This is a genomic window from Duganella sp. Root1480D1 (assembly GCF_001427305.1).
Taxonomy (GTDB): Bacteria; Pseudomonadota; Gammaproteobacteria; order Burkholderiales; family Burkholderiaceae_D; genus Rugamonas.
Genome location: NZ_LMFZ01000048.1, coordinates 219,813 through 243,620, shown reverse-complemented (window position 1 = coordinate 243,620; position 23,808 = coordinate 219,813). Strand labels below are relative to the sequence as shown.

The following is a 23,808-nucleotide window of genomic DNA, read 5'->3' as shown; positions in this document are numbered from 1 at the left end:
CGCCGCCTCACGCGGTGCGCGGCATGGCCTCCAGGCGCTGCCGCAGCAGAACCGAAGGCATGGTGGCTTCCAACTTCTGGTTGGGGGTTTCCGACGCCATGTCCACGCCTGTCACGGCCCGGTAAGCGTGCATATAGCCTTGCGCCTGCGGCCGCCAGAAGCGCGCCCAGGCAAAGGCCTCGGTCGGATCGTACACATCGCTCCAGTGCGTGTAGCGCACCGACAGCAGCAACTGTTCGCCGAACATGGCCAGGTCGCGGAAATGGGCGATGCTGGTGTCGCTCCAGCCCTGCACCTTCTTCATGGCGTCGACCCGGTCCATCCATGGCTCGGGGTGTGCCACCATCAGCCGGGTTGGCAGGAACTCGCGGAATTCCGGCCGCGCCAGCATCCATTGCTGCATCAGCATTTCGATGCGCGCGGTGGACGGCAGGTCGCCGAACTGGTTGTGCGCGCCCTGCGACAGGATCAGGTGTACCTCCTTCAGCGCGTTCAGGATCGGGAAGGCATCGGCCTTGACCGTGGTGTCGTCGTCCTGGCGATAGAACGGCATGAGCTGGCGCAGCAGGTTGTGGAAGGCTTCGATGAACTTGGAGCGGCTGTCAGCCGGACGGAAGTCGCGCACGGCCTTGCCGTCCAGGTGGATGCCGTAATGGTGGTCGTACTCGTAATTGCGGCGCACCACGCTCAAGCGGTGCTGTTCGTCCTGCACATAACCCCACAGCAGGTTATTCAGCGGCCGCAGCATGTCCACTTCCATATTGGCCAGCGGATCCGGCCCGTTGCCGTTGGCCGGCGAGCGCACGTTCTGGAAGCGGCGCGTGACCGCGTTCATGGTCTGCACCAGCATGCCCTCTTCCTGCCAGTAAGACCAGATAAGTTCCATCATGCAGGGATTGACCAGGCGGTCGCGGATGAAGCCCGCGCACAGCTCGGCGTCGTGGTGCTCCTTGTGCCCAATGTGGATGCGCACGTCCGGCAGCTTGCTGCGGATCAGGGCCAGGTAAGGCAGGATGCGCGTATTCTGGTCCAGCGACGTCAGGTAGCGCTTGACCAGTTCATCCTCCAGCTTGCGGTCGGCCGGCAGGTCGCGCCGGTCGAGGTAGTCGGCGTCTTCCTGGGGACGGAAGGCATACGGGGTGCGCAACACGCCGCAATTGACCATCACAAACGCTTCGGTCGCGGCCTTCAGTACGCGATAGGAGTCCGAGTCGCTGAATGGCAAGGTGCGCCGTTTCTCAAGCAGCCGGAAGGCGCGCTCCTTTTCGTTGAAGCGGCCGCGCTCGAATTCCGGCACCTCGCCGCCGGCGTCGTTGCAGAACAGGTGGTCGATGAACAGCTTATAGGTGTTGAATGACAGGGCTTCAGCGCTGTTCCGGATCAGGGTCCAGTGTGCGAGTACGGGCCGGAATTCGGCTTCCGTGCGCGAGGCCTGGGTGGTGATCGTACCGCTCACCTTCGTCGCGCTGCCCTCGTCGACGATGATCGGCTCCGAGGCGCGGAAGTGGGCAGCGTCGTTCGGGTCGGGTGTAACGCCGTCCGGCTCCAGCGCGGCCATGTAGACGTTGACCGCCGCCTCTGTGGTGCCGGTCGAGTTCAGCCGCATGCTGGACTTTACGCCCTTTTGCGCCTGGCTTTGCAGCGGGGGTTCCGGCACATAGTACATGCCTTCCATTGGATTAGGCTGTCCCGGCAGGTCGTGCGCTACCGAAACCCAGACGGTGTCGCCCACCAGCCCGTGGGGACGGTCCTGGTTGTCGCCATTGGCGAAGAACACCGGATCGAGCCGGAATGGAGGATCCAGGACGAATTCGGTCTCCCCGCGCGTGTCGGATGCCAGGATATCGATGCGGTTGAAGCGCACGAAATCCTGGTCGAAGGGAGTGACGTTGTTGTACACGACATAGTAGGTGCCGATTCCCAACCCGTCGAAGCGCGCATGCCCATTGGGCCCGGTATGGGTGGGCCGCAGGCAAGGCCATGCCGCCATCATCTTGCGCGCTTCCTCTGGCGTGCCCTTGTCCTCATTGAGCAACTGCAGCTGCTTCAGTTGTGCGTCTGAAGGTTGAACCAGCAACAGATGCGCATGCACCACCGGGACCCAGCGATTGTCCGATATCCGGGCCCGCACGTTGACATCGATCTTGCCGCTTGCACCAGCGGCTGCCGCACTCGTTTTCGTCATGATGGAACTCTCCTCAAATATCAGTCAATGTGTTGCGAAGTGCCCAGTGCGTCAGCAGGCGTCCCAGCAGGGTGCTTTCATGTTCCGGGCTCAGGATGCCGTCCGCGCGCGCCTGGCCGATCACTGCGAACACCAGCACCGGCGACGCCTGGTACATGCGTTGCGGCTGGCGTTGCCAAAGCCGGAACAACAGAGCCAGGTAGGTCGGCTGGCGTTGCTCCACTTGCAGCGCTTGCGGCAGCGAAGCCCCGCGCAGCAGGGCCGGACGATGGCTGGCCAGCAAGCCTGCCAGTGCTGCCATCGAGTCGCGCAGTGCCATCAGCAACTGCCGGTCAGCCTCCGGCACGCCATCCAGGGGATAGTAGGATTCCCACAGGCGTGCCATGCGCTGCCACTGCGGATGCGGATAGAGCCGCTCGCCCATCGCGCAACTCAGGAGCACCCGGATCCACGGCACCGGGTGCGGATCGTCGATATTGATGCGGAAGACGAAGATGCGCGGCAGGCTGACCACGCCGATCAGGCCGTGGGTGGCCGCCACTCCCACCCTTGCCAGCGACCAGAAGTCGGCGACGATTTCGGAAATCCAGCGTTCCCACAGCTTCCACACCTGTGCCGGCCCGGTAGCACCGGATTGCAGCGATTGCAGCACCGGCCGCAAGGAGTTGACGAGGTCCAGCAGCGCAGCGCCCTGGTGCCCGACTTCATGGAACAGGGAGGACGCAATGCTGGCGCCGACCATTCGTTCGCGCGGCACCCGGATGATGGCGACCGGGTTGTCGCCGCCGCCGGGCAGTCGCGTGCGCGCCCGCCGGATCGCCGCGCCGGGCCCGCGGTCCAGGTAGCACACCACGGGCGGCGCCGTGTAATAGCCGCCGCGCAGGGCCAGGGCATCGGCCGACGCAATGTCCAGTCCTGCCAGCCACACGCCGTTCCGATGTTCGCTACGCTGCGTGATCACGTCGTTGAACATGTCGAACTGGATCAGGGCCGCGTTGAACTTCATGCGCAGGAAGGTGAAGCGGCGCTGGGCATGGGCCGGGCTGGCGCGCCGCCCGCCGGGGCTGTGCAGCCAGTGCAGGAAGCCGCGCACCATGGCCCGCAATTCGCGCCGCCCCGCCACCAGTTGCCGCTCGATGCCAAGCTGCGCACGTGGCAGCAAGGCCGCAGCCGGCACCATCGGCTCGATCAGGGCGAATGGCAGCACTCGGGCCAGGCGCGTCAGCAAGGACCGCGCCTCCTGCGCCAGCATCCAGGCGGCATACGGGCTCATTTGGTTCAAGCTCCGTACAGGACGATCTTGCGGCCCTGGCGCACCCAGCGCCCGGCGTTGCCGTGCATGGCGCCCGCCGCTCCGCCCGTCCCGCCCACGTTGCGGCCGGCCACTCCTTGCTGGCCGCCCTGCTGGCCAGCCCTGGCCAGCAAGCCCGGCGCGTGCTGGCGCACTGCCGCAGTCGCCGCCTGCATGGCAATCTGGCGCGGGTCGCCGCCGCGTGCCTGGGCCGCGCGGTTGACGGTATCGGCTGCCACTTTCACGAAGGTGCGGGCACCATCGAACTCGCGGTCCTCGCCCGACATTTCGCCCTCCGCCTCCAGGCCCAGGGCGCTGCCGGCAGCCGATGCCAGCCCACTGCCGATCTTGGCGCCCAACGGGCCGCCGAAGTAGCCGCCGATGGCGCCACCAGCCAGCGGCAGCGCTTTCTTGGCCACGCCTTTCAGTGCCCCGCCAATGGCCTTGCCGACCGGCGAGCGGATCACGTTGCCGGCGAACGAAGCTGCCTTTTTCAGGAAGCTGCCCAGGAACTGCTCCAGTTCCGCTTCATTGGTCACCGACAGCAGTTCGCTGGCCAGTTCCATTTCCTCGGCTTCGGTCAGCATCCCTTGCTGGCCCATTTCGCCGCCCCATTCCGATTCGCCAAACTCATACTCGCCTTCATAGGAAGTTTCGTTGCCGAATTCCAGGGTGGTACGGTCGATGTCATGCATGATTAGCCCCCTTTGATGTGATGCTGCGGATGGTGGAACGGGATGCCGTTCCATGATGGATACGATGGTGGGCAACAGCCCGGGCGCGTACTGCCGCGCTGCGAGGTTCAGGGCGGCGCGCCTTACGTGGCGCGGGTCGCCGCGCGCGGCCTGCCTTGCGCGGCGTGCGGCCAGCCCGGCAAAGCGCATGAACTGGCGCGCCGTTTCGAATTCACGGTCTTCGGCGCTGAGGCCTTCGAGCTCCATGCCGAGCATGCGCCCAGCCCTGGGGCCAGCGGACAGCACCTGGTCGGCCAGCTTGGGCAACACGCCATCAAGGCCGGGGGCCACATGGCGGAACCAGGCCGGCAAGCGCCCTTCGCGCCGCGCCGCCAGCAGTTCGGCTGCTTGCGGCAGGCTTTCATCGCGCCACACTGCCTGTGGCGCCGCCGGGGACAGTTCCAGTTCCGGCCGATAGCTGAGCAGACGATCCATGCTTTCTCCAATGCCTAAACCATGCAAGGATTAGTGCAAGGCGCGTGCCAGCGCTGCCACTGGGGCAGGCGCCGGTTGCGGCGAAAGCCGTTTCGGTGATGGCGAAAAAAGGGGGATTTGGGGCGAAAGCGGCTTCGCCCCGGGTGAATCAGGCAGCCACTGCCACCGTCAGGGTCACGACATAGCCGTCGGCGACATTGCCGCTCATGGTGCCAAGCTGCAGTGAATAGCCATCGCTGAAGATATTGTCGGTAGCGTAGCTGATGCGCGACAAGTTGCTTGCGGAACTGCTGTAACCCGTGGTGGCATAGACTTCGTTCAGCGTCGCCATCGGGAAGGTGAATTGCGAGGTCTTGATACGGTTGGAGGCACTGGTGCTTTGCGCCAGGCTGCGATACACCTCGAAGTGCACGTGCGGCATGCGGCCGTCGTAGCAGCCGGGGAAGATGGTGGTGAAGGACAGGTCGCCGTTGGCGTCCGCGCCCTGCACGCCGCGCAGGTAATTCTGGTCCGTCACGCCGCTGGAGTACAGCGAGTAGCGGCCTTCACGATCGCAATGCCACAGGTAGACAGCGAATTCGCCGGCCGCGCCGCAGCTGTTGTTGGCGTTGACGATCTTCAGCTTGATCGTGAGCGGAATGCCGGCCGCCGTGCCGCTGGCGCCATTGAAGCTGCTGCGGATATCGCTGCGCACTACGCCGGTTTGCGTCAGCACGTTGACGATGCCGCTGGCATTGCTGTTGGTGCCATCGCCTGGATAAGGGCCGCCGGTTTCTTCGGGAATGACGGTGCAGCTTCCGGTGGTGGTGGTGGTACCGGTTCCCATGCCGACGGTGCCTGTGCCGCTGCCGCTGCTATCGGTGCTGCTGCTGCCCGAGCCGCCGCCGCAAGCGGCCAGCGGCAGCGTGGCCGCGCCGGCCAGCAGCCATCGCAGCGAGCGACGGCGGCTGCTGCCCATATTCATCATTGCTTCCAGGTCCGCTGCCAGGCCGTGGTCATGCGCGTCCATAGGGTTCTCCTTGTTATGCCGTGGTGTTGATCAGGTTGCCGCTGCTGCCCGCTTGCGGCAGCTTGTCCGCCAGCGCTTGCAGGAAGCTGGTCAGCTTGGTCCTGGATTCGCTGCTGTCGGCGCCGAGCGACGATAGCAGCGACGAGAACGAGGACTCAAGCGAAGACGTTTCGCCGCTGCCCGACGAATCGCCTTGCAGCGAGGAGATCAGGCTTTGCAAGTCTTCCGCCAGCCGGCCCGGACCTCCAGAGCCGCTAACACGGTCTTCCTGCGCGCCCTTGGCTGCACCCTGCGCATGCAGGGAAGTCATGAGCTCCTGCAGGAAGCTGCCCAGCGAAGACGCGGCGCTTTCCTTGTCGCTGGAGGCGACATCGGTCACTCCCAACGATTCAAGCGCAGAACCGATAGCGCTGACGAAACCGCCCTCGCCCGGTGGCGGGCCTGGTGGCGGTGGCGGCGGCGCCTGGCGCGCCTGCTCCGTGCCGCTGCTGGAAAGCTGGCTGGTGTAGCTGCTGTAACTGATCGAATTAACGTTCATTGAAGCCTCCCTGTTTTTGGCGGAAAGTTATTTGGAGGCGTTGCTCGGGGGTCAACAGGGCCAGCACCTTCTGGTGCGTGCGGATGTGGGACAGGGTCAGGTTGGCTTCCGCCTGCGCCGCGGCTTGCGCCAGCTTGACGGCAGCTGCGTCGTCGAATTTCTCGGCATTGCGCATTTCATGCAAGGCGCGCATGGCCTTGTCGCGGGCACGCTGCTGTTCGCGCAGATACGGCACCTGGTTGTGCATCAGTTGGAACAACTTGTCCTCTTGGTTTTCCGACAATTCCAGGCCGTGCAGGAATGGCAGGCCTGGCGCGCCGAAATGGCCGCCAGCACGGCCGCCTGGATGGCCGCCCGGGAATTCACCGCGTGGACCATCGCCTTGCGGGCCGGCCAGCGGCGGGCGGTCGCCATCCGGCGGCATGGCTTCCTCTGCGCGGCCCAGCAGCGGCAATGCCATGGCGGCGGCCAGCAGGAGCTGGGTCAGTTTGCTCTTGTTCATTGTGAATCTCCAGTGGTGATGGTGAGCTTCCATTCTCTGGCTACAGCCTGTAAAGCGCCGTAAGTAGCAGGTAAAAACGTGTAAAGATGGAGCAACCCGGCAGGGGCGATTTGCTATCATGGGCGCCATGAACAAGGTCCTATTGATTGACGATGACGTCGAGCTGGTCGGCATGTTCCAGGAATACCTGGAGCAGGAAGGCTTCGAAGTCGGCACCGCCCACGATGGCGAAGCCGGCACCGCCTCCGCATTGACGGGGGCTTTCGCCATTGCAGTGCTCGACGTGATGATGCCGCGCATGAACGGCCTCGAAACGCTGCGCCGCATCCGCGCCGTGAGCCAGATGCCGATCCTGATGTTGACCGCACGCGGCGACGATACCGACCGCATTGTCGGCCTGGAACTGGGTGCGGACGATTACGTCACCAAGCCATGCACGCCACGCGAGCTGACCGCCCGCATTCGCGCCATCCTGCGCCGCACGCAAGCGGTGCCGGATACAGGCAGCGGGCCGCTGGTGGTCGGCCAGCTCACCATGTGGCCGGAACAGCGCCGCGCCGCCTGGGCCGGCATGCCGCTGGAACTGACCAGCACTGAATTCAACCTGCTCGAGGTATTGGCGCGCAATGCGGGCAAGCCGGTCAGCAAGAACGTACTGTCCGAGCAGGGGCTGGGGCGCCCGATGGCGCGCTTCGACCGCAATATCGACGTGCATATGAGCAGCTTGCGCCACAAGCTGGGCGCCATCTCGGACGGACGCTCGTGCCTGCAGACCGTATACCGCCTGGGTTACCAGTTGATTCGGGAGTAAGCCGTGGGCCGCCTGTTCTGGAAGTTCTTCTTTTCGATCCTGCTCGCCCAGGTAGCGGCAACCGCAGCGATTGGCGGCGCGGTATGGCTCAAGGCGCGCGCCGCTACTGAAGCGCGTCCCTCCGATATCGAGACCGGCCCGCCGGCGGAAATGTCGATTGAATCGGCCGCAGCCACACTGGCCTTCGGCGGCACCGACGGCCTGCGCCAGCTACTGGAAAATATGCCGCGGCACCGCGTGTATGCGGTCGGCGACGACGGCAAGGAGCTGTTGGGACGCATCGCAACCCCGAGCATGCTGTCGGAGGCGCAAAAGATGCTGGCCAGCCCCGACCCGCGCGGCGTGCGCCAGGTCACTGCGCCAAACGGCCAGCGTTACCTGCTGTTCCTGCCTTCCCGCCGCCACCAGGGCGCGCTCGAAGCGCCGGATTCCCGTGCCCTGCTTGCAGGATCGGGCATCCCCGGCCTCGATCCGCGCGCCTTCCGCCGCCAGGAAAGCCGTCGCCCTCCGGCGCCGCTGCTTGACGGGCCCGGCAACACTCGCGATCCTGGCCTGGCTCCCCGCATGGACGCTGCGGGCACGCACCCGCCCCCACCGCCATCCGGCAACGATGCGCGCGCCTTAACGGGTCCAGGCCCCGGCCCCGCTCCGGGCGCCGGCCCCGACCCCGGCCGCGTCGAGCCCGGTGGCCCACCGCCGCGCTTCCGCCCATTGACGCCCTTCATCCCGATTGGCGCCGCGGTGCTGGCAAGCCTGCTGTTCGCAGCCCTGCTTGCGTGGTATTTCGCGCGTCCAATCCGTGAGTTGCGGCAGGCCTTCGACGCCGCAGCCAGCGGCGACCTTGCCCCGCGTTTCACCGCAAAGCCACGGGCCGGCGGCGACGAACTCACGACGCTGGGCCGCGACTTCGATCGCATGACAGGCCGCCTGCGCAGCTTGCTGGACGGTCAAAAGAACCTGCTGCACGACGTCTCGCACGAACTGCGCTCGCCATTGGCCCGTTTGCAGGCAGCCATCGGCCTGGCCCACCAGCAGCCCGAAAAGGCAGCAGCCTCGATGGAGCGGATCGAACGCGAAAGCGTGCGCATGGACAAACTGGTTGGTGAGTTGCTCACGCTGTCCCGCCTTGAAGCCGGCGCCTTCGATGCGCCCAGGCAGGACTTCAGCATTGGAGAACTGCTCGACGACATCCTGCAGGATGCCAGATTCGAAGCCGCCACCAACGGCCGCGAAGTCGCATTCAGCAGCAGCGCCGACGCGCAGGTCAACGGCCAGCCGGAGCTGCTGGCACGGGCCATCGAAAACGTGATCCGCAACGCCATCAAGCACAGTCCCGCCGGCGGCAAGGTCGACGTGGAAACCGTGCTCGACGCGCGCTTCATCCGCATCCGTGTAATGGACAGCGGCCCTGGCGTAGCACAGGACGACTTGGGGAAGATTTTCCAGCCCTTCTACCGCAGCAGCAACACGGAAAAGGATGTGGACGGGCATGGACTGGGCCTGGCAATCGCCCAGCAGGTGGTGCAGCAGCACGGTGGCCGCATCGCCGCCGCCAATCGAACTGGCGGCGGGCTTTGTGTGGAGCTTTCGCTCCCGCTGGCCAGCGCCTGACGCTTAAGCCTTTGGCAGGGTCACGCCGTGCTGGCCCTGGTACTTGCCGTTGCGGTCTTTGTACGAGGTTTCGCAGACTTCATCGCTTTCGAAGAACAACACCTGGGCGCAGCCTTCGCCAGCGTAGATCTTGGCGGGCAGCGGGGTGGTGTTCGAGAACTCCAGGGTCACATAACCTTCCCACTCGGGCTCGAACGGGGTCACGTTGACGATGATGCCGCAACGCGCGTAAGTCGACTTGCCCAGGCAAACGGTCAGCACATTGCGTGGAATACGGAAGTATTCGATGGTGCGGGCCAGTGCGAAGGAATTCGGAGGAATGATGCAGACGTCGCTCTTGATGTCGACGAAGGAATTGGAATCGAAGTTCTTCGGGTCGACGATGGTGCTGTTGATGTTGGTGAAGACCTTGAATTCGTCAGCGCAGCGAATGTCGTAGCCGTAGGAAGACGTGCCGTAGGAAATCACCTTGCGGCCGTCCACGGCGCGTACCTGGCCGGGCTCATACGGCTCGATCATGCCGTGTTGTTCCGCCATGCGGCGTATCCATTTGTCGCTTTTAATCGTCATCGCAGGTGCTTTCTGGTTTAAATAATGGTGCGGATTTTACATCAGGCGCGCATGCGCTGGGGCGCTTCGCCGGCCTGGAGCTCGCTCCCCAGCATCTGGCGGATCAAATCACGTGTCATTTCCGCCGCAATGCGCGGCATCTCCATCGGGAACAGGTGGGAGCCGCGCATCATGCGGAAATTGCGCCCCACCAGCTTGCGGGTGTGTTCCAGGCCTGCCTGGCGGTTCTCCATCGAGTTATCGCCCGCCACATAGCCGACTGGCACCGGGAACTGGCCCTTCACCAGCGTGCCGATATGGTGCGGCAGGCTGCGATAGATGGCCGTTTCGGTTTCGCGGCTGAAGCGCAATTGCACCCCTTCCGGATGTTCGACCAGGCCGTGCTCGAGGTAGTCCAGCAGGACGCCCGGCGCCCAGGCGCCGAACATTTCCTTGCTGGCGAAGTGGCGCAGCGCTTCCTTGTGGCTGGCCCAGACGTTGCGGCGCTTGACCGAAAAGCGCGCCGGGGAATAGCGGTCCGAGAAACGGGTGCCCTTGAACAGGCGCCATACATTGGCACGCCAGCCGGCAACCACCGGGGAATCGAGCATCACCACGCAGCGCACCAGTTCCGGGCGCTGGGCCGCAGCCATCAGGCTAAGAAGGCCGCCCAGGGAGTGGCCAACCAGGATGACAGGCTCCTTCTGGTAGCGCGCTTCCAGCTCGGTGATCAATTCATCGACCAGCCTGGCCCAGCCGTCTTCCACCGGATAGCGCGGGTTATGGCCGTGCATGTCGAGCGCCTGCACTTCGAAATCCCGGCCAAGGTACTCGAAGAATTGGCGGTAGGTTCCCGCCGGATAACTGTTCGCGTGAGCGAAATGGACTTTCGGTTTCGTCATCAACTTATTCTAAAAGCAATGGCAACAAGTGTTTCGTACAAAGCTTCTAATTATCGCTCAGGATTAGCGGCCATGCCAGTAGCGAGCATGCTGCCTTCGATAGGCACTGAGCTGTGGAACGCCGCCAATTTCGATTGAAATGGCCCCGAGTTCGTCCGTGCGCCAGATGCCGGCCCCGATTTCCACGTACCGTTGCAGCACGTCGGCACGCGGATGGTGGTAGCGGTTGCGGTAGCCGAGCTGGAAAATCCCCTGCTGCGGCTGCACCGCGGCCAGGAACGCCGGCGTCGAAGAGGTGCCGCTGCCATGGTGCGGCACGAGGAGTACCCCGGCGCGCAGCTTTTCCGGCATGGCCGCGACCAGGGCTGCCTCCTGCGGGGCTTCGATGTCGGCGGGGAGCAGCATGCTGCCGGTATTCGCCGTAATGCGCAAGGTGCAGCCGCGCGCATTCGGTTTCAGGCTGTGGTCCCTGTAGCTTGCGGCCGTGGGGTGCAGCATCTCGAAGCGGATGCCATCCCATTCCCATGCCTGCCCAGCGACGCAATGCGCGTGCTGCGGCGCAGCGGCGGCAATTGGATGGCCATCCGGCAGCGAGGACAGCACCCATCCGGTCCGGATCTCGCGCAGGATCGCCAGGGCGCCGCCGGAATGGTCGGTGTCGCTATGGGTGACGACCATGCCTTCCAGCGAGTTGATGCCACGCGCCCGCAGGTACGGCAGGATGACACGGTTGCCGCCGTTGGTTTCTGGTGAGTACGCGGGGCCGGTGTCGTACAGCAGCCGATGCCTGCTGGTTTCGATCAGGATGCCCATGCCCTGCCCCACGTCGAAGGCAATTGCGCGGACCACGCCAGGCGGTGGGCAGTCCGGCTGCGCCGACAGCAGCGGCAACCAGCAGGCGAGGCCCAGCCAGCGCAGCGGCCAACCGCGCGGGGCCAGCATCCAGGCAGTTCCCGCCAGGGCGAAGGCGAATACCGGCCAGCTTGGCGTGGGAGCGGTCCAGACAGCCAGGGGCTGGGCCGACAGCCGCTGCAGCAGGTCGAGCAGCATTTCCAGCATCCAGTGCGAGCATTGCAGCAGCGGCCCCGCCAACGGGTCCGGCAGCACGCTGCCTGCCAACGCAAGTGGCGTAACCAGCAGGCTGACGACGGGGATGGCAATGGCGTTCGCGACAGGGCTGATGATCGAAACTTGCGAAAAAAGCAGCATTGTCAGCGGTACAAGGCCGACCGTCACCGCGAGCTGCGTTACGGCGGCCAGGCGCAGGTTTTCGCGCGTGCCGGCCAGCCAGGCGGCGTTTCTCCAGCTGCCCGGACTTGCAGCGGCGGCGGGAATCGCGGCCGGCGACAGGTCCCTCGGTGCGCTCGCCAGCGCAACCGCAGCGGCGTCACCTGCCAGCGCCATCCTGCCGACCGTCGCATACAGGATCGCCGCGACAGCGCCGAACGATAGCCAGAATCCAGGCCACATCACCGCCCACGGATCGAGGATCACGACCACGCCGGCCGCCAGCGCCAGCACGTGCGAAACTGCAGACAGCCGGTCCAGCCACACGGCAAGCGCCACCACCGCCAGCATGTACAAGGTCCGCTGCGCCGGGACCCCGAATCCCGCCAGCGCAACATACGCCCACGCCGCCAGGAAGCCCGCAATTGCCGCCAGCCGCGCGGACGGCAGCAGCAAGGGCAATTGCCATTCCGGCACGAAGAACGATTTGCGCCACAACCAGCCGACCAGCCACGCAGCGAGCCCGGCGATCATGGTGATATGCAGCCCGGAGATCGAGACCAGGTGCGAAATCCCCGTCCGGCTGAAAACCTGCCAGTCCTGCTGCGAAATCCCCCGCTGGTCGCCCATCGCCAGCGCGGCAATCACGCTTGCATAACGGGCCTCCGGCAGCGCAGCGTTGATATGCTCGCGAATCGCGTAACGGGTGCGCTCAACCGCATTGTGCGCAGTCGGCACGAAGCCGGACAAACGCTCGCTGCGCCCCTCGGCCCGCACGTAGCCGGTGGCGCGAATGCCCTGCTCCAGCAGCCACAATTCGTAATCGAATCCATAGGGATTGGCGTTGCCATGCGGCCGTTGCAGGCGCACCTTCAACCGCCAGCGCTCGCCAGGCAGCAGTTCCGGAGGCGGCGCGCCACTGCCTGCGCGCGTCCCGGCATACCAGGAAAGCACGATGCGCGGCGGGACCGGCGAAGGGGATTCCACCGCAAAATTGAAGCGTATGCTGCCGTCCTGCCGGCTTGGCAGGCTGTCGACGGTGCCGACAATTTCGAAGTCGCTGCCCTCGTCAGGCTTTGCCAGTTCGGTAGACAGTATGCCTTGCGCGATGAAGGCGGCCCAGGCGAAACCTGCCAGAGCTCCGGCGATGGCGGCTAGTCCCGCACGAAGCAAGACCGTAGCGAGGGCCGGGCGCCACGCAACCCGCGCGGCTGCAAAGCAGCCCAAGGCGGCCAGCGCCGCACCGAGTGCGCAGGCTATTTGGGCATTTGCTCCTGGCAAAACCGCCTGCGCCTGGAGCCACGCCACGCCGCCAACCAGGCCGAGGATTGCGCAACGCATCTCCCCTCCCCGGTTAGCTGGCCGGTCAGGCGGCCATCAAGGCCCGCAAGCGCGGCATGACATCCAACGCATTTTGAGTCGTCGCCGCAGCGACGCCGCCTGGTTCCTCGCCACGCAGGCCGGCCAATGCCTCGCCGATCCCCGCCACCTCGGCCGGCGTATTCACACCCGGATGCACCCAGGAAGGCGCGATATCCGGCGCATCCGTCTCGACCACGATGGACGACAACGGCAATTCAGCCGCCAGCCGGCGGATCTGCAGCGCGCGGGTGAAAGTCAGGTTGCCGCCAAACCCCAGCTTGAAACCGGCGTCGATATAGGCTTGCGCCTGCTGGAAGCTGCCATTGAACGCGTGTGCGATGCCGCCCGAAGGCCCCACCTGCCGCACGTGTTTCAGCACCTGGTCCTGCGACTTGCGCACATGGCATAGCACCGGCAAGTCAAAATCCCGCGCAATCTTGAGCTGCTCGCGCAGGAAGAACACCTGCTTTTCGCGCATCTCCGGCTCTGACAGCATGGGAATGAAGAAGTCCAGCCCAATCTCGCCGATCGCCACGAATCGCGGATCGTCCATCGCCTGCGCCACCGCCTCGCGCATGAAGACCAGGTCGTCCTCTACCGCATGCGGCACGTAGATCGGATGGATGCCCAGCCCGTAACTGGCGTTGGTAGCCCTGTGCGCCAACTCGCGCACCACAGCGAAATTGGCGCGGTCGACCGCCGGGATCACCACCATTCCCACGCCGCGTTCTCGCGCCTGTGCCGCCAGCGCCAGCGATTGGCCGCCGAACTCGTGGGCATCAAGGTGGCAATGGGTATCGATCCACATGGCGCAGTCCTCAGGCAGGATTCAAACCTTCGTCGGTCAGGCGCAACATGCGGTCGCAACGTTCGGCCAGGCCTGCGTCGTGGGTCACGATGATGAAGGCCGTACCCAGGGTGCGCGACAACTCGAGCATCAGGTCGAACACTTTTTCCGCGGTCGAATGATCCAGGTTGCCGGTCGGTTCATCGGCCAGCACGCAGGCCGGCTTCGTCACCAGCGCACGGGCCAGGGCCACGCGCTGGCGTTCGCCGCCGGACAGCTCGCCCGGAACGTGCGTCACGCGCTTTTCGAGCCCCACGCGTGCCAGCATTTCGCGCGCCTGCTGCTCGGCTTCCGAGCGCTTGACGCGGCGGATCAGCAGCGGCATTGCCACATTGTCCAACGCCGAAAATTCAGGCAGCAAGTGGTGGAACTGGTACACAAAGCCTAGTTCACGATTGCGCAGGTCTCCGCGTGCGGCCTCGTTCATCGAGGCAAAGTCGCTGCCTTTCAGGACGACGTTGCCAGTGCTTGGCGTATCCAGGCCGCCCAGCAGGTGCAGCAGCGTCGATTTACCCGAACCGGAGGCCCCGACAATCGCCACCCGTTCGCCGCGCGCCACCGACAAATTGATCCTTTCCAGTACCTTGACCTTGTAACTGCCCTGGGTGAAGGTTTTGCCCAGGTCGCGGCAGCTCAATACATTACTCATAGCGCAGCGCCTCCGCAGGTTTGACGTTAGCCGCCCAGCGGCTCGGGTACAAGGTCGCCACGAACGCCAGCAGCACGGCCACTACGCCGATCACGCCAACATCGGACCAATGCATGTCCGATGGCACGGAGCTGATTGTGTAAATATCTTTAGGCAAGAACTGGACTCCCAGGAGGTTTTCAATAAATGGGACGATGACGTCGATATTCAGCGACACCAGCACGCCGCCGGCCACGCCAAGGATGGCGCCAAGCAGGCCAACCAGCGCGCCCTGGATCACGAAGATCTTCTGGATCGAGCGCGGCGAGGCCCCGATCGTGCGCAGGATGGCGATATCGGCCTGCTTGTCCGTGACCGTCATGACCAGGGTCGACACGAGGTTGAAAGCCGCTACCGCCACGATCAGCGCCAGCACCACGAACATCATGCGTTTCTCAGTTTGCACTGCTGCGAACCAGGTCGCATTGAGTTTTGACCAATCCCGTACAGTCATTTCCTTCGGGACGAGCTTTTGCAGCTCGCCAGCCACTTCGGGAGCACGGTGCATGTCTTCCAGGCGCAGGCGCAGGCCGGCCGGCCCATCCAGCCGCAGTAACTTCTGGGCATCCTCGATATGGATGAAGGCCATGCTCTCATCGAACTTCTGGTGTCCTGCAACAAACACGCCGGCAACGGTAAAGGTACGCATGCGCGGCACAATGCCGGCCGGGGTGACAGTCCCCTGCGGCAGCACCATGGTGACCTTGTCGCCAAGATTGACTTGCAAGGCGCGCGCCATGTCGATACCCAGCACGATACGGAATTCGCCCGGTTTCAGGTCATTGAAGCTGCCGTAACGGGTGGTCTTTGCCAACTCCGACACGTTCGGCTCGACCTCCGGCAGCACGCCGCGCACCACAGCCGGACGCAGCGCCTCGCCGCCATGCGACAGCATGGCCTCGGCCTGGACGAACGGGGCCGCCCCCTTCACTTCGGGATTGGCTTCCAGTTTTTTGGCCAGGCCTTGCCAGTCCGGCAAGCTGGTGCCACGCTCAAACACTTCGACGTGGGCCAGCACCGATAACATGCGGCCGGTAACGTCCTTGCGGAAGCCGTTCATCACCGACAGGATGATGATCATGGCGCCGACACCCAGCGCGATGCCGCCGACCGAGATCAGCGAAATGAAGGAAATGAAGCTATTGCGGCTATTGCGCTTTCCCGCACGGGTATAGCGCAAGCCGACGATCCATTCAAATGGGAGGTTTTTACTCATAACGCAGGGCCTCCGCAGGTTTGACGCGCGCGGCCCACCAGCTTGGGTAGAGGGTCGAGACAAGTGACAGCAGCAAGGACGTCAGGCCGATCGAGGCGACGTCGCCCCAGCGCAGGTCCGATGGCACGGCACTGATGAAATAGATTTCCTTGGACAGGAAGTGAATACCGAACAGGCTTTCCATGCCGCCGACAATGCTGCCTACGTTCAGTGCCAGCAGCACTCCACAGACAACGCCGATGGCCGTGCCGAACACGCCAACCAGCGCGCCCTGCACCACGAAGATCTTCATGATCGAGAACTGAGAGGCGCCCAGCGTGCGCAGGATCGCAATATCGGCTTGCTTGTCCGTCACCGTCATCACCAGCGTGGCCACCAGGTTGAACGCCGCGACCGCGATGATCAGGGTCAGGATAATGAACATCATGTTCTTTTGCGACTTCACGGCCGCGAACCAGGCCGAATTGAGCCTGGTCCAGTCGCGAATCACCAGGCGGCCCGGCATGGTGGTGCGCAGTTCATCTGCCACGGCCGGGGCTTTCTGCATATCCTGCAGGCGCAGGCGCAGGCCGAACGGGCCACTGCCGTTGAGCAGTTCCTGTGCGTCGCTCAGGTGGATCAGCGCCAGCCCCGAGTCGAATTCGTTGTGGCCGGACTCGAAAGTGCCGGCCACGGTGAAGGAGCGCATGGTCGGCGCCATATTCGAGGTGGAGTTCCCTTGCGCCATCGCCAGCGCCACCTTGTCGCCCGGCTTCACCTCCAGCTCTTTTGCCAGTTCCGCGCCGAGGATGATGCTGAAGGAGCCGGGCTGCAAGACCTCCAGCGTGCCCTCCTTCATCTGTTTGCCGATATCGGACACCTTGGGTTCTTCGCCCGGCAGGATGCCGCGCACAATCGAAGGACGCATGAAGTCCCCGCCATGTACCAGCATCCCTTGCAGTTCAATGAAAGGCGCGGCGCCCTTCACCTGCGGGTTGCGGGCCGCGGAAGCCGCCGTGGCGCGCCAGTCGCCAGGACCGGGCCCGCCCACGTCATACACTTCCACATGGCCCAGCACAGACACCATGCGTTCGGTCACCACCGTCTGGAAGCCGTTATAAACGGACAGCACCACGATCAAGGCGGTGACGCCAAGAGCGATGCCTGCCATCGAAATCGCGGAGATAAAAGAGATGAAGCTATTGCGCCCATTGCGCCTGCCAGCGCGTGTGTAGCGCAGGCCAACCAGCCATTCGAACGGCATTTTTATTAAATTGACACAGTAAAGCCCGCAGTTTGCCATATAAAGAGATTCCACTACAATGCCGCATGGCTTCCACGACTGTCGTCCTCCCCTTCGCATTACCGCCCGCCGAACTGGCCCCGGAACTCTCCCGCAACCTGCAGGCTCCCGCCCTTGCGACTTTACTTTCGCGTAATAACTGGCTGAAAAAGCATGTTATCGGCGACGATAGCCGCATTTTGCCGCACGAAGCGTGGCTGGCCCGCGAGCGCGGCGGCCTCGCCGCAGCTGTCATGCAAGGCTTTGGCCTCGCGCCGAAGGAAGGATATTGGTTCGTCGTCCACCCGGTCCACATCCAGCTCGCCCGCAATCACCTGGTGCTGGCCGATTCGCGCCGGCTGCGCCTGGACGAGGCAGACGCACGGGTCCTGTTCGAGCTTTCCAAGCCGTTTTTCGACGAATTGGTATGGGGCGATGCCGAGACCTGGTTCATGCGCGCCGATGACTGGCATGGCCTGGATGCCGCCTCGCCGGATGCCGCCATGGGCAGCAACCTGGCCGACTGGATGCCCCTCGGCCCGACTTCCCTGGCCTTCAAAAAGCTGCAGAATGAAATCCAGATGCTTTGGCATGAGCACCCTGTCAATGAGGCCCGCCAGCAGCGCGGCCTGCCCCCGGTGAATTCGTTCTGGATGTGGGGCGGCGCCAGCGCCGGCCCGGCAGCCAAAGCTGGCGCCCCGGCACGAGCCTTGTCCGTTGCCGGCGCCGCGCCTTCCTGGCTGGCGGCCCTGGCAGCGCCGGGTGGGAAAGCAACCCCGGGAGAAGCCGGCACCGTCGTGCTGCCCCAACTGATCCCGGCGGGCGCCGGCAATGACTGGGGAGCCTGGCTTGGCGCCATGCAGCAGCTCGAACACGATTGGTTTGCCCCCCTGCTGGCCGCCCTGCGCGACGGTCGCACCAGCGACCTGACCCTGATCCTGTCCAGTCGCGAAGGCTGGACCGAGATCCGCACCAGCAAACCTGCCCTGCGCAAATTCTGGCGCGCACCGAACCTGAAGAACCTCACGCAATGACCCGTATCGCCATCCGTCCCTGCCCATCGCAGGAAGCCGAACTGCTGCGCCAGGGCGGCGTCCACCCCGTGCTGGCCCGCCTGTTTGCCGCGCGAGGACTGAACAACCCGGCAGAACTTTCCAGCGAGCTGGCCGCCCTGATCCAGCCTTCCGGGCTGCTGCACATCGACCGCGCGGCGGAATTCCTGGCCGACTCCATCGCAGCCGGAAAACGCATGGTGATCGTGGCCGACTACGACTGCGACGGCGCCACCGCCTGTGCTACCGCCATGCGCGGCCTGCGCGCCATGGGGGCCAACGTGGACTTCATCGTCCCAAACCGATTCGAATACGGTTATGGGCTGACGCCGGAGATCGTCGAGCTGACCGCGCGCGAGAAATCGCCCGACATCATCATCACCGTCGATAATGGCATCGCCAGCATCGAAGGCGTGGAAGAAGCCCGGCGGCGCGGTATCGACGTGGTCGTCACCGACCATCACCTGCCTGGCGACAGCCTGCCGGATGCCCGGGTCATCGTGAACCCCAACCAGCCGGCTTGCGGCTTCCCGTCCAAGCACCTGGCAGGCGTGGGCGTGGTGTTCTACGTGCTGCTGGCGCTGCGAGCCGAAATGCGCCGCCGCGGCGTGTTCGACGCCCAGACCCAGCCCAAGCTGGATTCGCTGCTGGACCTGGTCGCACTGGGTACCGTGGCCGACGTGGTACGCCTGGATAGCAATAACCGCATCCTCGTCGCCCAGGGCCTGAAGCGCATGCGCGCCGGCCGCATGCACCCCGGCGTGGCGGCGTTGTTCCGCGTTTCCGGACGCGCCGCGCGCACGGCATCTCCATTCGACCTTGGTTTCGCCCTCGGCCCGCGCCTGAATGCAGCCGGGCGCCTGGAAGACATGTCGCTCGGCATAGAATGCCTGCTGACGGACGACGAAAGCCGCGCCTGGGAACTGGCGCAGCAGCTTAACGACATTAACCTGAAACGCCGCGAGATCGAGGCGGAAATGCAGGATGCCGCCCTGCTGCACCTGGACGATTTCCAGCCAGCCGACCGCACCACGATCTGTGTCTACGACGATAGCTGGCACCAGGGCGTGATCGGCATCGTGGCCTCGCGCCTGAAAGAACGCTTCTACCGTCCGACGATCACTTTCGCCCCGGCTGGCGACGGCATGATCAAGGGCTCTGGCCGCTCGATCCCCGGCTTCCACCTGCGCGACGCACTGGACCTGGTATCCAAGCGCGCGCCGGGCGTGATCGACAAATTCGGCGGCCACGCCATGGCAGCGGGCCTGAGCCTGCGCGCCGAAGCCTTTGAACACTTCTGCGCCGCCTTCGAAGCGATCGGCCAGGCCTGGCTGACCGAATCGCAACTGGAGCGCGTGGTGGAAACCGACGGCCCGCTGGAAGATACCTGCTACACGACCCAGTTCATCGAGCTGCTGGATGGCCAGGTATGGGGCCAGGGCTTTGCGCCACCGGTATTCTGCGATGAATTCCGCGTGCTAAGCCAGCGCATCCTGAAAGACCGCCACCTCAAGCTGATGCTGGAAAAGAAAGGCGTGCGCTACGACGCCATCTGGTTCGGCCACACCGATGCACTGGGCGAGAGGGCGCGCGTGGCTTTCCGCCTGGACGCCAACGAATACAACGGCGTGACCCGCGTCCAGTTGCTGGTGGAGCACGCCGAATCGGCTTGATTACGGTTTTTTGCAGTCGCAGACACGTTCGCCCTTGTCGAACACGATGCGCCATTTCCCCGATGATTCCAGGCGCCAGACGGAGTTGAAACGTCCGGTGACCTTGCCTTGCGGGTCGCGCACCGGCCCCGAAGAATGCGCCAGGGTGCCCGAATCGAGTACCTCAACCTGGTCCGGCTCCCAACTGAACGGCGCTTCCGGCTTTTCATACAGGGGCTTCCATTCCGCTGCGACGGTATCCTTGCCGCGCAGGACCTTGGGGCCGTTGTAGAAAATCGCTTCATCTGCCAGGAACGAAGCGAAAGCCTGGTGGTCGCGCTTGGCCATGGTGGCCGCAAAGGCACGCTCGGTGTCGGCCACTTGCTGCTTCAATTCCGCGTTGCCCGGCACCGCAAACACGTTGGCGCATGCCATCGCCGCCGCCAACACGATCAGTTTTTTCATTTCGTCTCCGCGCTTTAATGGGTGGCCAATACTAGCAAAGCTGATAACGCAAGTCATCCCTTTCGCCAGCTGGGTGCGTGGCCAGCAGCGCGTCATGTCCCAGTCGCGCGCCAACGCCCAGCATTGCGCCTGCGCTTGCGCCAGGCGCCAGGTGGATGCGTGCCTCCGCCTGGATGCCGCTATCACCCGCGAACGATTGCCATAGCTGCGCCAGCGCCAGCGCATCCCGGCCGCCAGGCAGGAAGGCCTGGGCCGCCTGCCGGCCCAGCGGCCCGACGTGGATCAGCACAGCGCCGTCGATCCGCCACAAGCGCTCTCCCAACAGCGCCCCGGTCCCGCAGCATGCATTTCCGCTTCCGAGTGCGCTGGCCTGTATTTTCGGCAGGCTTTCCCAACGCCCCGCGAATTGCTCGATTCGCACTGGCGCGCCCAAAGCATGTGAAAGCTGCTCGCCAAGCGCCCGCGCCCTCAGCGCCCCCCGCTGGGCCGGCATTGCCGGCAACGGCATGTATTCGGGACGAGCTTCCCGCCATGCAGCGAAAAATGCATCGATTGCCGGCGCCGACAACAGGTCGAGGAAGGCGCGCGCGGCGGTTCCGCCTTCCCGCGCCACGGCCTCGGTGTAGTAATAAGGCAGCGCTCCAGCCATGCCGAGCAAGCCTATGCAGCCGGGCGTGATGGCACGGCCATCGAGTGCAGTGACGTCGCTCGCGGGAAAGGCCAGCGACAGGCTGTTGCGCCACTCCGGCACGCCAAGCAGGCCTGCCAAATGGAAAATGGCAAATCCGTTCGCGTCTGCGGGGCTTACTCCAGCAGCGTGCCGCCATTCCTTGCCTTGCATCGCATCAGCTCCTCGCCTGTATCGGCCGATGCCAGCACCAGCCGGGTAAATGAATTCATGTGCGCGCATTCGCCGAAGAAGCGGTCCATGACTTGTGCGAACAGCAGCAGGCCGCTGCCTGCGAATGCCGCTTCATCGACTTGCAACCGCACTTCGGTACCCACCAGTGGCGTAGCGCGGCCCCGGCCCAACATCGCCGGCTGGGCGCTCACGCCACGTACTGCGCTGATGATTGCCCGACTCGCAAGAGAATTATCGATGGCTTGCGTCGCCATCTGCTCCCGTAGTGAACTGGCATCGAGCGGCAGGTGGTCAAGCGCCAACAAGGAATTGAGCTGCCAGCGGCAACCCTCGCCCCGCGCGGGACGCGCCAGCACGGCTTCCCGCTCGCAGCATGTTGCGTCGATTGATGCGACTGTACCCACCGGCCAAGGCCGCTCGCCATGGAAAGCAATGCGCCACTCGTGGCCAGCCGGCGCACCATCGACCCGGCGCGCGACCCATCCAAGGTCCTCCGCTCCGCCCACGTGGACCCGGTCGATGCTGAAAATTTCCAGTTCGGGCGGCACTGAGAGCAGGTATTCGCTTTGGCGCCCGTCGATCCTTACCGGTGCTGCGGCGACACGCTGCAAGCAAGCGCGTACCGTGCAACCGGCGCGCAGGTGGCGCGCTTGCAGCGTTTCCAGAAGTGGCGTTGCAGGCACTGGCAGCCTTACCGTCCCGCGTCCGGCGTTCGCGAATTGGCAAAGATCGAGCCGCAGGATATTGAAGCGCGCAGGAAAGATAAAATACTCACGCAGCAGCGCCAGCCCGGCATGCGCGCCTGGCGCGCGCGGAAGCAGCGCTTCCACCGGATCAAGGCCGGTCGGCGCGAATGGCCAGCGCGCAAGGGGGCGCCACTCACCGTCGGCAGCGCAAGCTGTACCCGCGCCGGCCAACAGGGCGCTGCGCAAGGCGGCGCTGAAAGCAGCGTCACCGTCAATCAAGATGTCCAGTGTCCCGCCAAGCCGCTGACCGGGGTCGACCGCCAGCTCGATCGACGCTGGCGGCCCGGGACTATAGCGTGCCGAGACGATCGCGCCATCCAGCGCCGGCCCGATCCGGCATGCGGGGAACGGGCGCAACTGCTCGGGAAAGTGCATCTCCAGCAAATGCTCATCCTGCTGGCAGCGTGCTCGCTGCAGGGCCATTGCCGTGCGCGCGTGCAGGTTGGCGACGCCTTGCACCAGGCGATCGACATGAGCATCCGGCGGCCAATCCAGCGGCCCGAGCTGCCGCGCCAGGCCCGGGTGTCTCTCAGCCATGACGCCAGCATTCGCCTTGAAGCGCCGCAATTGCCCTTCCAGCGCCGGAAGAATCCTCTCCATCGCGCGCCCCTGTTCGATGATTTAGTGCAATATTGGCAGCAGGCAGCAATCCCCGTTTTGACACCGCACAAATACATTCAACTTGAAATAGATGCGGAAATGGAGTATAACTAATCCATAAACGGAGGAAATATGAATCCCGCCTTTGCCTACCCCAACAGCGAATACACCATCCCCCAACCGGTCGACCTGAGCCGCAAAGAGGAACGTGAACGCCTGTCGCACGCTGCCCTCAAGGGCTTTTTCAAACTGACAGCAGCCTGGAAATTGCGCGACGACGATGCCCGCGAACTGCTGGGCGGCCTGTCCAGCAGCGCCTTCTACGAATGGAAAAAGCACCCGGACCGCGTGCTGGAAGTCGACCGTATCACGCGTATTTCCTACCTGCTGGGCATCTACAAGTCCTTGCACATCATTTACGGCGACAAGCTGGCCGACGAATGGGTCAGCCTGGCCAACCGCAACAGTATTTTCGGCGGCCGCACCCCACTTGACTATATGGAAGCGGGCGGCCTGCTCGCCATGCAGACCGTGCGCCAATTACTTGACGCTCGTCGCGGAGGCCTGTAATTGCCGCCATTCCGCCTGCTGCGCCAATTCGACACCGTGCGCCTGATCCCGTCGCGCTTCGTCGATAAAGAAGATTCCGTGCTGGCCGCCCTCGCCGAAAACGACGCCGAGCTGCACCAGCTGTTTGAACTCGATAACGCCACCAATGCCCGCCTGCGCGCGGAACACGGCGGCGCCATCGGCATCGGCATCGAAGAACTGGTCTATTACGTCCCCAATTACCGCAGCATCAATGCCGCCTTCACCTACGCCCGCCCGCAAGGCAGCCGTTTCAACGACGGCCAGCGCGGCGCCTGGTACTGCGCCTTCGAACACGAAACGGCATTGGCCGAAGTGATCTTCCACAAAACCGTGGAATACGCCGAAATCGACCGCTTCGACGACTCCGTCAGCTACCAGGCCCTGCTCTCGGACTTCAGCGCCCAGTTCCACGACATCTGCGGCCTGCCGGAATATGCCGATTGCCTGGACCCGGACAGTTACGTCGCCTCACAGCGCCTGGCGCGCAGCCTGCTGGCTGAGGGTTCGACCGGCATCATCTACCCGAGCGCGCGCCGCGAAGGCGGCACCAACCTGGCCTGCTTCCGCCCCGCCTTGGTGGGCAATGTTCGCAAAGGCCCGGCGTATCGGTTAACATGGCGGGGTTCGCCGGCGGCCATCGTCGAGCAGATTCCCACGATTTAAGAGTAGAAA

The 23,808-nt window shown here is 64.3% G+C and carries 22 protein-coding genes; 6 read left to right on the top strand and 16 right to left on the bottom strand.

Annotated features, from left to right (window positions below; genetic code table 11):
- Positions 1-7: 7 nt before the first annotated feature.
- The 6 genes from ASD58_RS27545 to ASD58_RS27520 all read right to left on the bottom strand — a co-directional run bounded on the left by ASD58_RS27545 (position 8) and on the right by ASD58_RS27520 (position 6,694).
- On the bottom strand, positions 8-2,185 hold the full coding sequence (locus ASD58_RS27545; RefSeq protein WP_057265234.1) for a hypothetical protein: 2,178 nt from the start codon (positions 2,183-2,185) through the stop codon (positions 8-10).
- A gap of 13 nt (positions 2,186-2,198) precedes the next feature.
- Positions 2,199-3,458 (bottom strand): hypothetical protein, encoded by a 1,260-nt coding sequence (locus ASD58_RS27540; RefSeq protein WP_057265232.1) that lies wholly within the window; start codon positions 3,456-3,458, stop codon positions 2,199-2,201.
- A 5-nt stretch (positions 3,459-3,463) separates the two neighbouring features.
- Positions 3,464-4,645: a hypothetical protein gene (locus tag ASD58_RS32015; RefSeq protein ID WP_057265230.1), complete on the bottom strand. Its 1,182-nt coding sequence runs from the start codon at positions 4,643-4,645 to the stop codon at positions 3,464-3,466.
- A gap of 148 nt (positions 4,646-4,793) precedes the next feature.
- Positions 4,794-5,654: an intradiol ring-cleavage dioxygenase gene (locus tag ASD58_RS27530; protein ID WP_057265228.1), complete on the bottom strand. Its 861-nt coding sequence runs from the start codon at positions 5,652-5,654 to the stop codon at positions 4,794-4,796.
- 13 nt (positions 5,655-5,667) lie between these two features.
- A complete protein-coding gene (locus ASD58_RS27525) occupies positions 5,668-6,192 on the bottom strand; it encodes a hypothetical protein (protein ID WP_057265226.1) in 525 nt (174 codons plus the stop codon).
- Positions 6,182-6,694: a Spy/CpxP family protein refolding chaperone gene (locus tag ASD58_RS27520; protein ID WP_057265225.1), complete on the bottom strand. Its 513-nt coding sequence runs from the start codon at positions 6,692-6,694 to the stop codon at positions 6,182-6,184. Before ASD58_RS27520 ends, ASD58_RS27525 begins: the two co-directional genes overlap by 11 nt.
- A 127-nt stretch (positions 6,695-6,821) precedes the next feature.
- On the opposite strand from ASD58_RS27520, the gene ASD58_RS27515 reads away from it, so the two are divergent.
- Complete coding sequence (locus ASD58_RS27515) at positions 6,822-7,505, top strand: response regulator transcription factor (RefSeq protein WP_057265391.1); 684 nt, start codon at positions 6,822-6,824, stop codon at positions 7,503-7,505.
- Between the two features lie 3 nt (positions 7,506-7,508).
- Positions 7,509-9,116, top strand: coding sequence for an ATP-binding protein (locus ASD58_RS27510; RefSeq protein WP_057265224.1), 1,608 nt, complete (start codon positions 7,509-7,511; stop codon positions 9,114-9,116).
- A 3-nt stretch (positions 9,117-9,119) separates the two neighbouring features.
- Here the strand turns inward: ASD58_RS27510 and dcd are convergent, their stop codons facing one another.
- From dcd to ASD58_RS27475, 7 genes are all read right to left on the bottom strand, one after another.
- Complete coding sequence (gene dcd / locus ASD58_RS27505) at positions 9,120-9,686, bottom strand: dCTP deaminase (RefSeq protein ID WP_057265222.1); 567 nt, start codon at positions 9,684-9,686, stop codon at positions 9,120-9,122.
- A gap of 41 nt (positions 9,687-9,727) precedes the next feature.
- Positions 9,728-10,567 carry an alpha/beta fold hydrolase gene (locus ASD58_RS27500; RefSeq protein ID WP_057265220.1) on the bottom strand — a complete coding sequence of 280 codons (840 nt, stop codon included), beginning with the start codon at positions 10,565-10,567 and terminating at the stop codon, positions 9,728-9,730.
- A gap of 63 nt (positions 10,568-10,630) precedes the next feature.
- A complete protein-coding gene (locus ASD58_RS27495; RefSeq protein WP_057265218.1) occupies positions 10,631-13,135 on the bottom strand; it encodes a DNA internalization-related competence protein ComEC/Rec2 in 2,505 nt (834 codons plus the stop codon).
- 25 nt (positions 13,136-13,160) lie between these two features.
- Positions 13,161-13,964 (bottom strand): TatD family hydrolase, encoded by an 804-nt coding sequence (locus ASD58_RS27490; RefSeq protein ID WP_057265216.1) that lies wholly within the window; start codon positions 13,962-13,964, stop codon positions 13,161-13,163.
- Between the two features lie 10 nt (positions 13,965-13,974).
- Complete coding sequence (lolD, locus tag ASD58_RS27485) at positions 13,975-14,652, bottom strand: lipoprotein-releasing ABC transporter ATP-binding protein LolD (protein ID WP_057265214.1); 678 nt, start codon at positions 14,650-14,652, stop codon at positions 13,975-13,977.
- The gene (locus ASD58_RS27480) at positions 14,645-15,907 is read right to left on the bottom strand and encodes a lipoprotein-releasing ABC transporter permease subunit (RefSeq protein ID WP_057265213.1); all 1,263 of its coding nucleotides are present in this window, start codon (positions 15,905-15,907) and stop codon (positions 14,645-14,647) included. Before ASD58_RS27480 ends, lolD begins: the two co-directional genes overlap by 8 nt.
- Positions 15,900-17,150, bottom strand: a complete 1,251-nt coding sequence (locus ASD58_RS27475) for a lipoprotein-releasing ABC transporter permease subunit (RefSeq protein ID WP_229210125.1) — start codon at positions 17,148-17,150, stop codon at positions 15,900-15,902. Before ASD58_RS27475 ends, ASD58_RS27480 begins: the two co-directional genes overlap by 8 nt.
- A gap of 65 nt (positions 17,151-17,215) precedes the next feature.
- Here ASD58_RS27475 and ASD58_RS27470 point away from each other — a divergent pair, with 65 nt between their 5' ends.
- Both ASD58_RS27470 and recJ read left to right on the top strand, forming a co-directional pair.
- Positions 17,216-18,202 (top strand): hypothetical protein, encoded by a 987-nt coding sequence (locus tag ASD58_RS27470; RefSeq protein WP_057265211.1) that lies wholly within the window; start codon positions 17,216-17,218, stop codon positions 18,200-18,202.
- Entirely contained in the window at positions 18,199-19,893 is a 1,695-nt protein-coding gene (gene recJ / locus ASD58_RS27465; protein ID WP_057265210.1) for a single-stranded-DNA-specific exonuclease RecJ, read from the top strand. Before ASD58_RS27470 ends, recJ begins: the two co-directional genes overlap by 4 nt.
- Here the strand turns inward: recJ and ASD58_RS27460 are convergent, their stop codons facing one another.
- From ASD58_RS27460 to ASD58_RS27450, 3 genes are read right to left on the bottom strand one after another with little or no spacing between them, the layout of a single operon-like run.
- On the bottom strand, positions 19,894-20,337 hold the full coding sequence (locus tag ASD58_RS27460) for a DUF4440 domain-containing protein (protein ID WP_057265209.1): 444 nt from the start codon (positions 20,335-20,337) through the stop codon (positions 19,894-19,896). It lies immediately after the preceding gene.
- Between the two features lie 31 nt (positions 20,338-20,368).
- Positions 20,369-21,178, bottom strand: coding sequence for a type VI secretion system baseplate subunit TssG (locus tag ASD58_RS31560; protein WP_057265208.1), 810 nt, complete (start codon positions 21,176-21,178; stop codon positions 20,369-20,371).
- Positions 21,142-22,545 (bottom strand): type VI secretion system baseplate subunit TssF, encoded by a 1,404-nt coding sequence (locus ASD58_RS27450; RefSeq protein ID WP_082565719.1) that lies wholly within the window; start codon positions 22,543-22,545, stop codon positions 21,142-21,144. The genes ASD58_RS31560 and ASD58_RS27450 overlap by 37 nt, the downstream gene beginning before the upstream one ends.
- Positions 22,546-22,677: 132 nt before the next feature.
- On the opposite strand from ASD58_RS27450, the gene ASD58_RS27445 reads away from it, so the two are divergent.
- A complete protein-coding gene (locus tag ASD58_RS27445; protein WP_057265204.1) occupies positions 22,678-23,115 on the top strand; it encodes an MbcA/ParS/Xre antitoxin family protein in 438 nt (145 codons plus the stop codon).
- A complete protein-coding gene (locus ASD58_RS27440) occupies positions 23,116-23,799 on the top strand; it encodes an RES family NAD+ phosphorylase (protein WP_057265202.1) in 684 nt (227 codons plus the stop codon).
- The last annotated feature ends 9 nt before the right edge of the window (positions 23,800-23,808 follow it).

Bases quoted from the DNA above. Each gene is read 5' to 3' on its own strand.
- ASD58_RS27500 (WP_057265220.1), bottom strand. From the start codon at position 10,567: ATGACGAAACCGAAAGTCCATTTCGCTCACGCGAACAGTTATCCGGCG.
- ASD58_RS31560 (WP_057265208.1), bottom strand. From the start codon at position 21,178: ATGCAAGGCAAGGAATGGCGGCACGCTGCTGGAGTAAGCCCCGCAGAC.
- ASD58_RS32015 (WP_057265230.1), bottom strand. From the start codon at position 4,645: ATGGATCGTCTGCTCAGCTATCGGCCGGAACTGGAACTGTCCCCGGCG.
- recJ (WP_057265210.1), top strand. From the start codon at position 18,199: ATGACCCGTATCGCCATCCGTCCCTGCCCATCGCAGGAAGCCGAACTG.
- ASD58_RS27475 (WP_229210125.1), bottom strand. From the start codon at position 17,150: ATGCCGTTCGAATGGCTGGTTGGCCTGCGCTACACACGCGCTGGCAGG.
- ASD58_RS27490 (WP_057265216.1), bottom strand. From the start codon at position 13,964: ATGTGGATCGATACCCATTGCCACCTTGATGCCCACGAGTTCGGCGGC.
- ASD58_RS27545 (WP_057265234.1), bottom strand. From the start codon at position 2,185: ATGACGAAAACGAGTGCGGCAGCCGCTGGTGCAAGCGGCAAGATCGAT.
- ASD58_RS27525 (WP_057265226.1), bottom strand. From the start codon at position 6,192: ATGAACGTTAATTCGATCAGTTACAGCAGCTACACCAGCCAGCTTTCC.
- ASD58_RS27445 (WP_057265204.1), top strand. From the start codon at position 22,678: ATGAATCCCGCCTTTGCCTACCCCAACAGCGAATACACCATCCCCCAA.
- ASD58_RS27540 (WP_057265232.1), bottom strand. From the start codon at position 3,458: ATGAGCCCGTATGCCGCCTGGATGCTGGCGCAGGAGGCGCGGTCCTTG.
- ASD58_RS27530 (WP_057265228.1), bottom strand. From the start codon at position 5,654: ATGGACGCGCATGACCACGGCCTGGCAGCGGACCTGGAAGCAATGATG.
- ASD58_RS27470 (WP_057265211.1), top strand. From the start codon at position 17,216: ATGGCTTCCACGACTGTCGTCCTCCCCTTCGCATTACCGCCCGCCGAA.
- dcd (WP_057265222.1), bottom strand. From the start codon at position 9,686: ATGACGATTAAAAGCGACAAATGGATACGCCGCATGGCGGAACAACAC.
- lolD (WP_057265214.1), bottom strand. From the start codon at position 14,652: ATGAGTAATGTATTGAGCTGCCGCGACCTGGGCAAAACCTTCACCCAG.
- ASD58_RS27460 (WP_057265209.1), bottom strand. From the start codon at position 20,337: ATGAAAAAACTGATCGTGTTGGCGGCGGCGATGGCATGCGCCAACGTG.
- ASD58_RS27515 (WP_057265391.1), top strand. From the start codon at position 6,822: ATGAACAAGGTCCTATTGATTGACGATGACGTCGAGCTGGTCGGCATG.
- ASD58_RS27450 (WP_082565719.1), bottom strand. From the start codon at position 22,545: ATGGAGAGGATTCTTCCGGCGCTGGAAGGGCAATTGCGGCGCTTCAAG.
- ASD58_RS27495 (WP_057265218.1), bottom strand. From the start codon at position 13,135: ATGCGTTGCGCAATCCTCGGCCTGGTTGGCGGCGTGGCGTGGCTCCAG.
- ASD58_RS27480 (WP_057265213.1), bottom strand. From the start codon at position 15,907: ATGAGTAAAAACCTCCCATTTGAATGGATCGTCGGCTTGCGCTATACC.
- ASD58_RS27520 (WP_057265225.1), bottom strand. From the start codon at position 6,694: ATGAACAAGAGCAAACTGACCCAGCTCCTGCTGGCCGCCGCCATGGCA.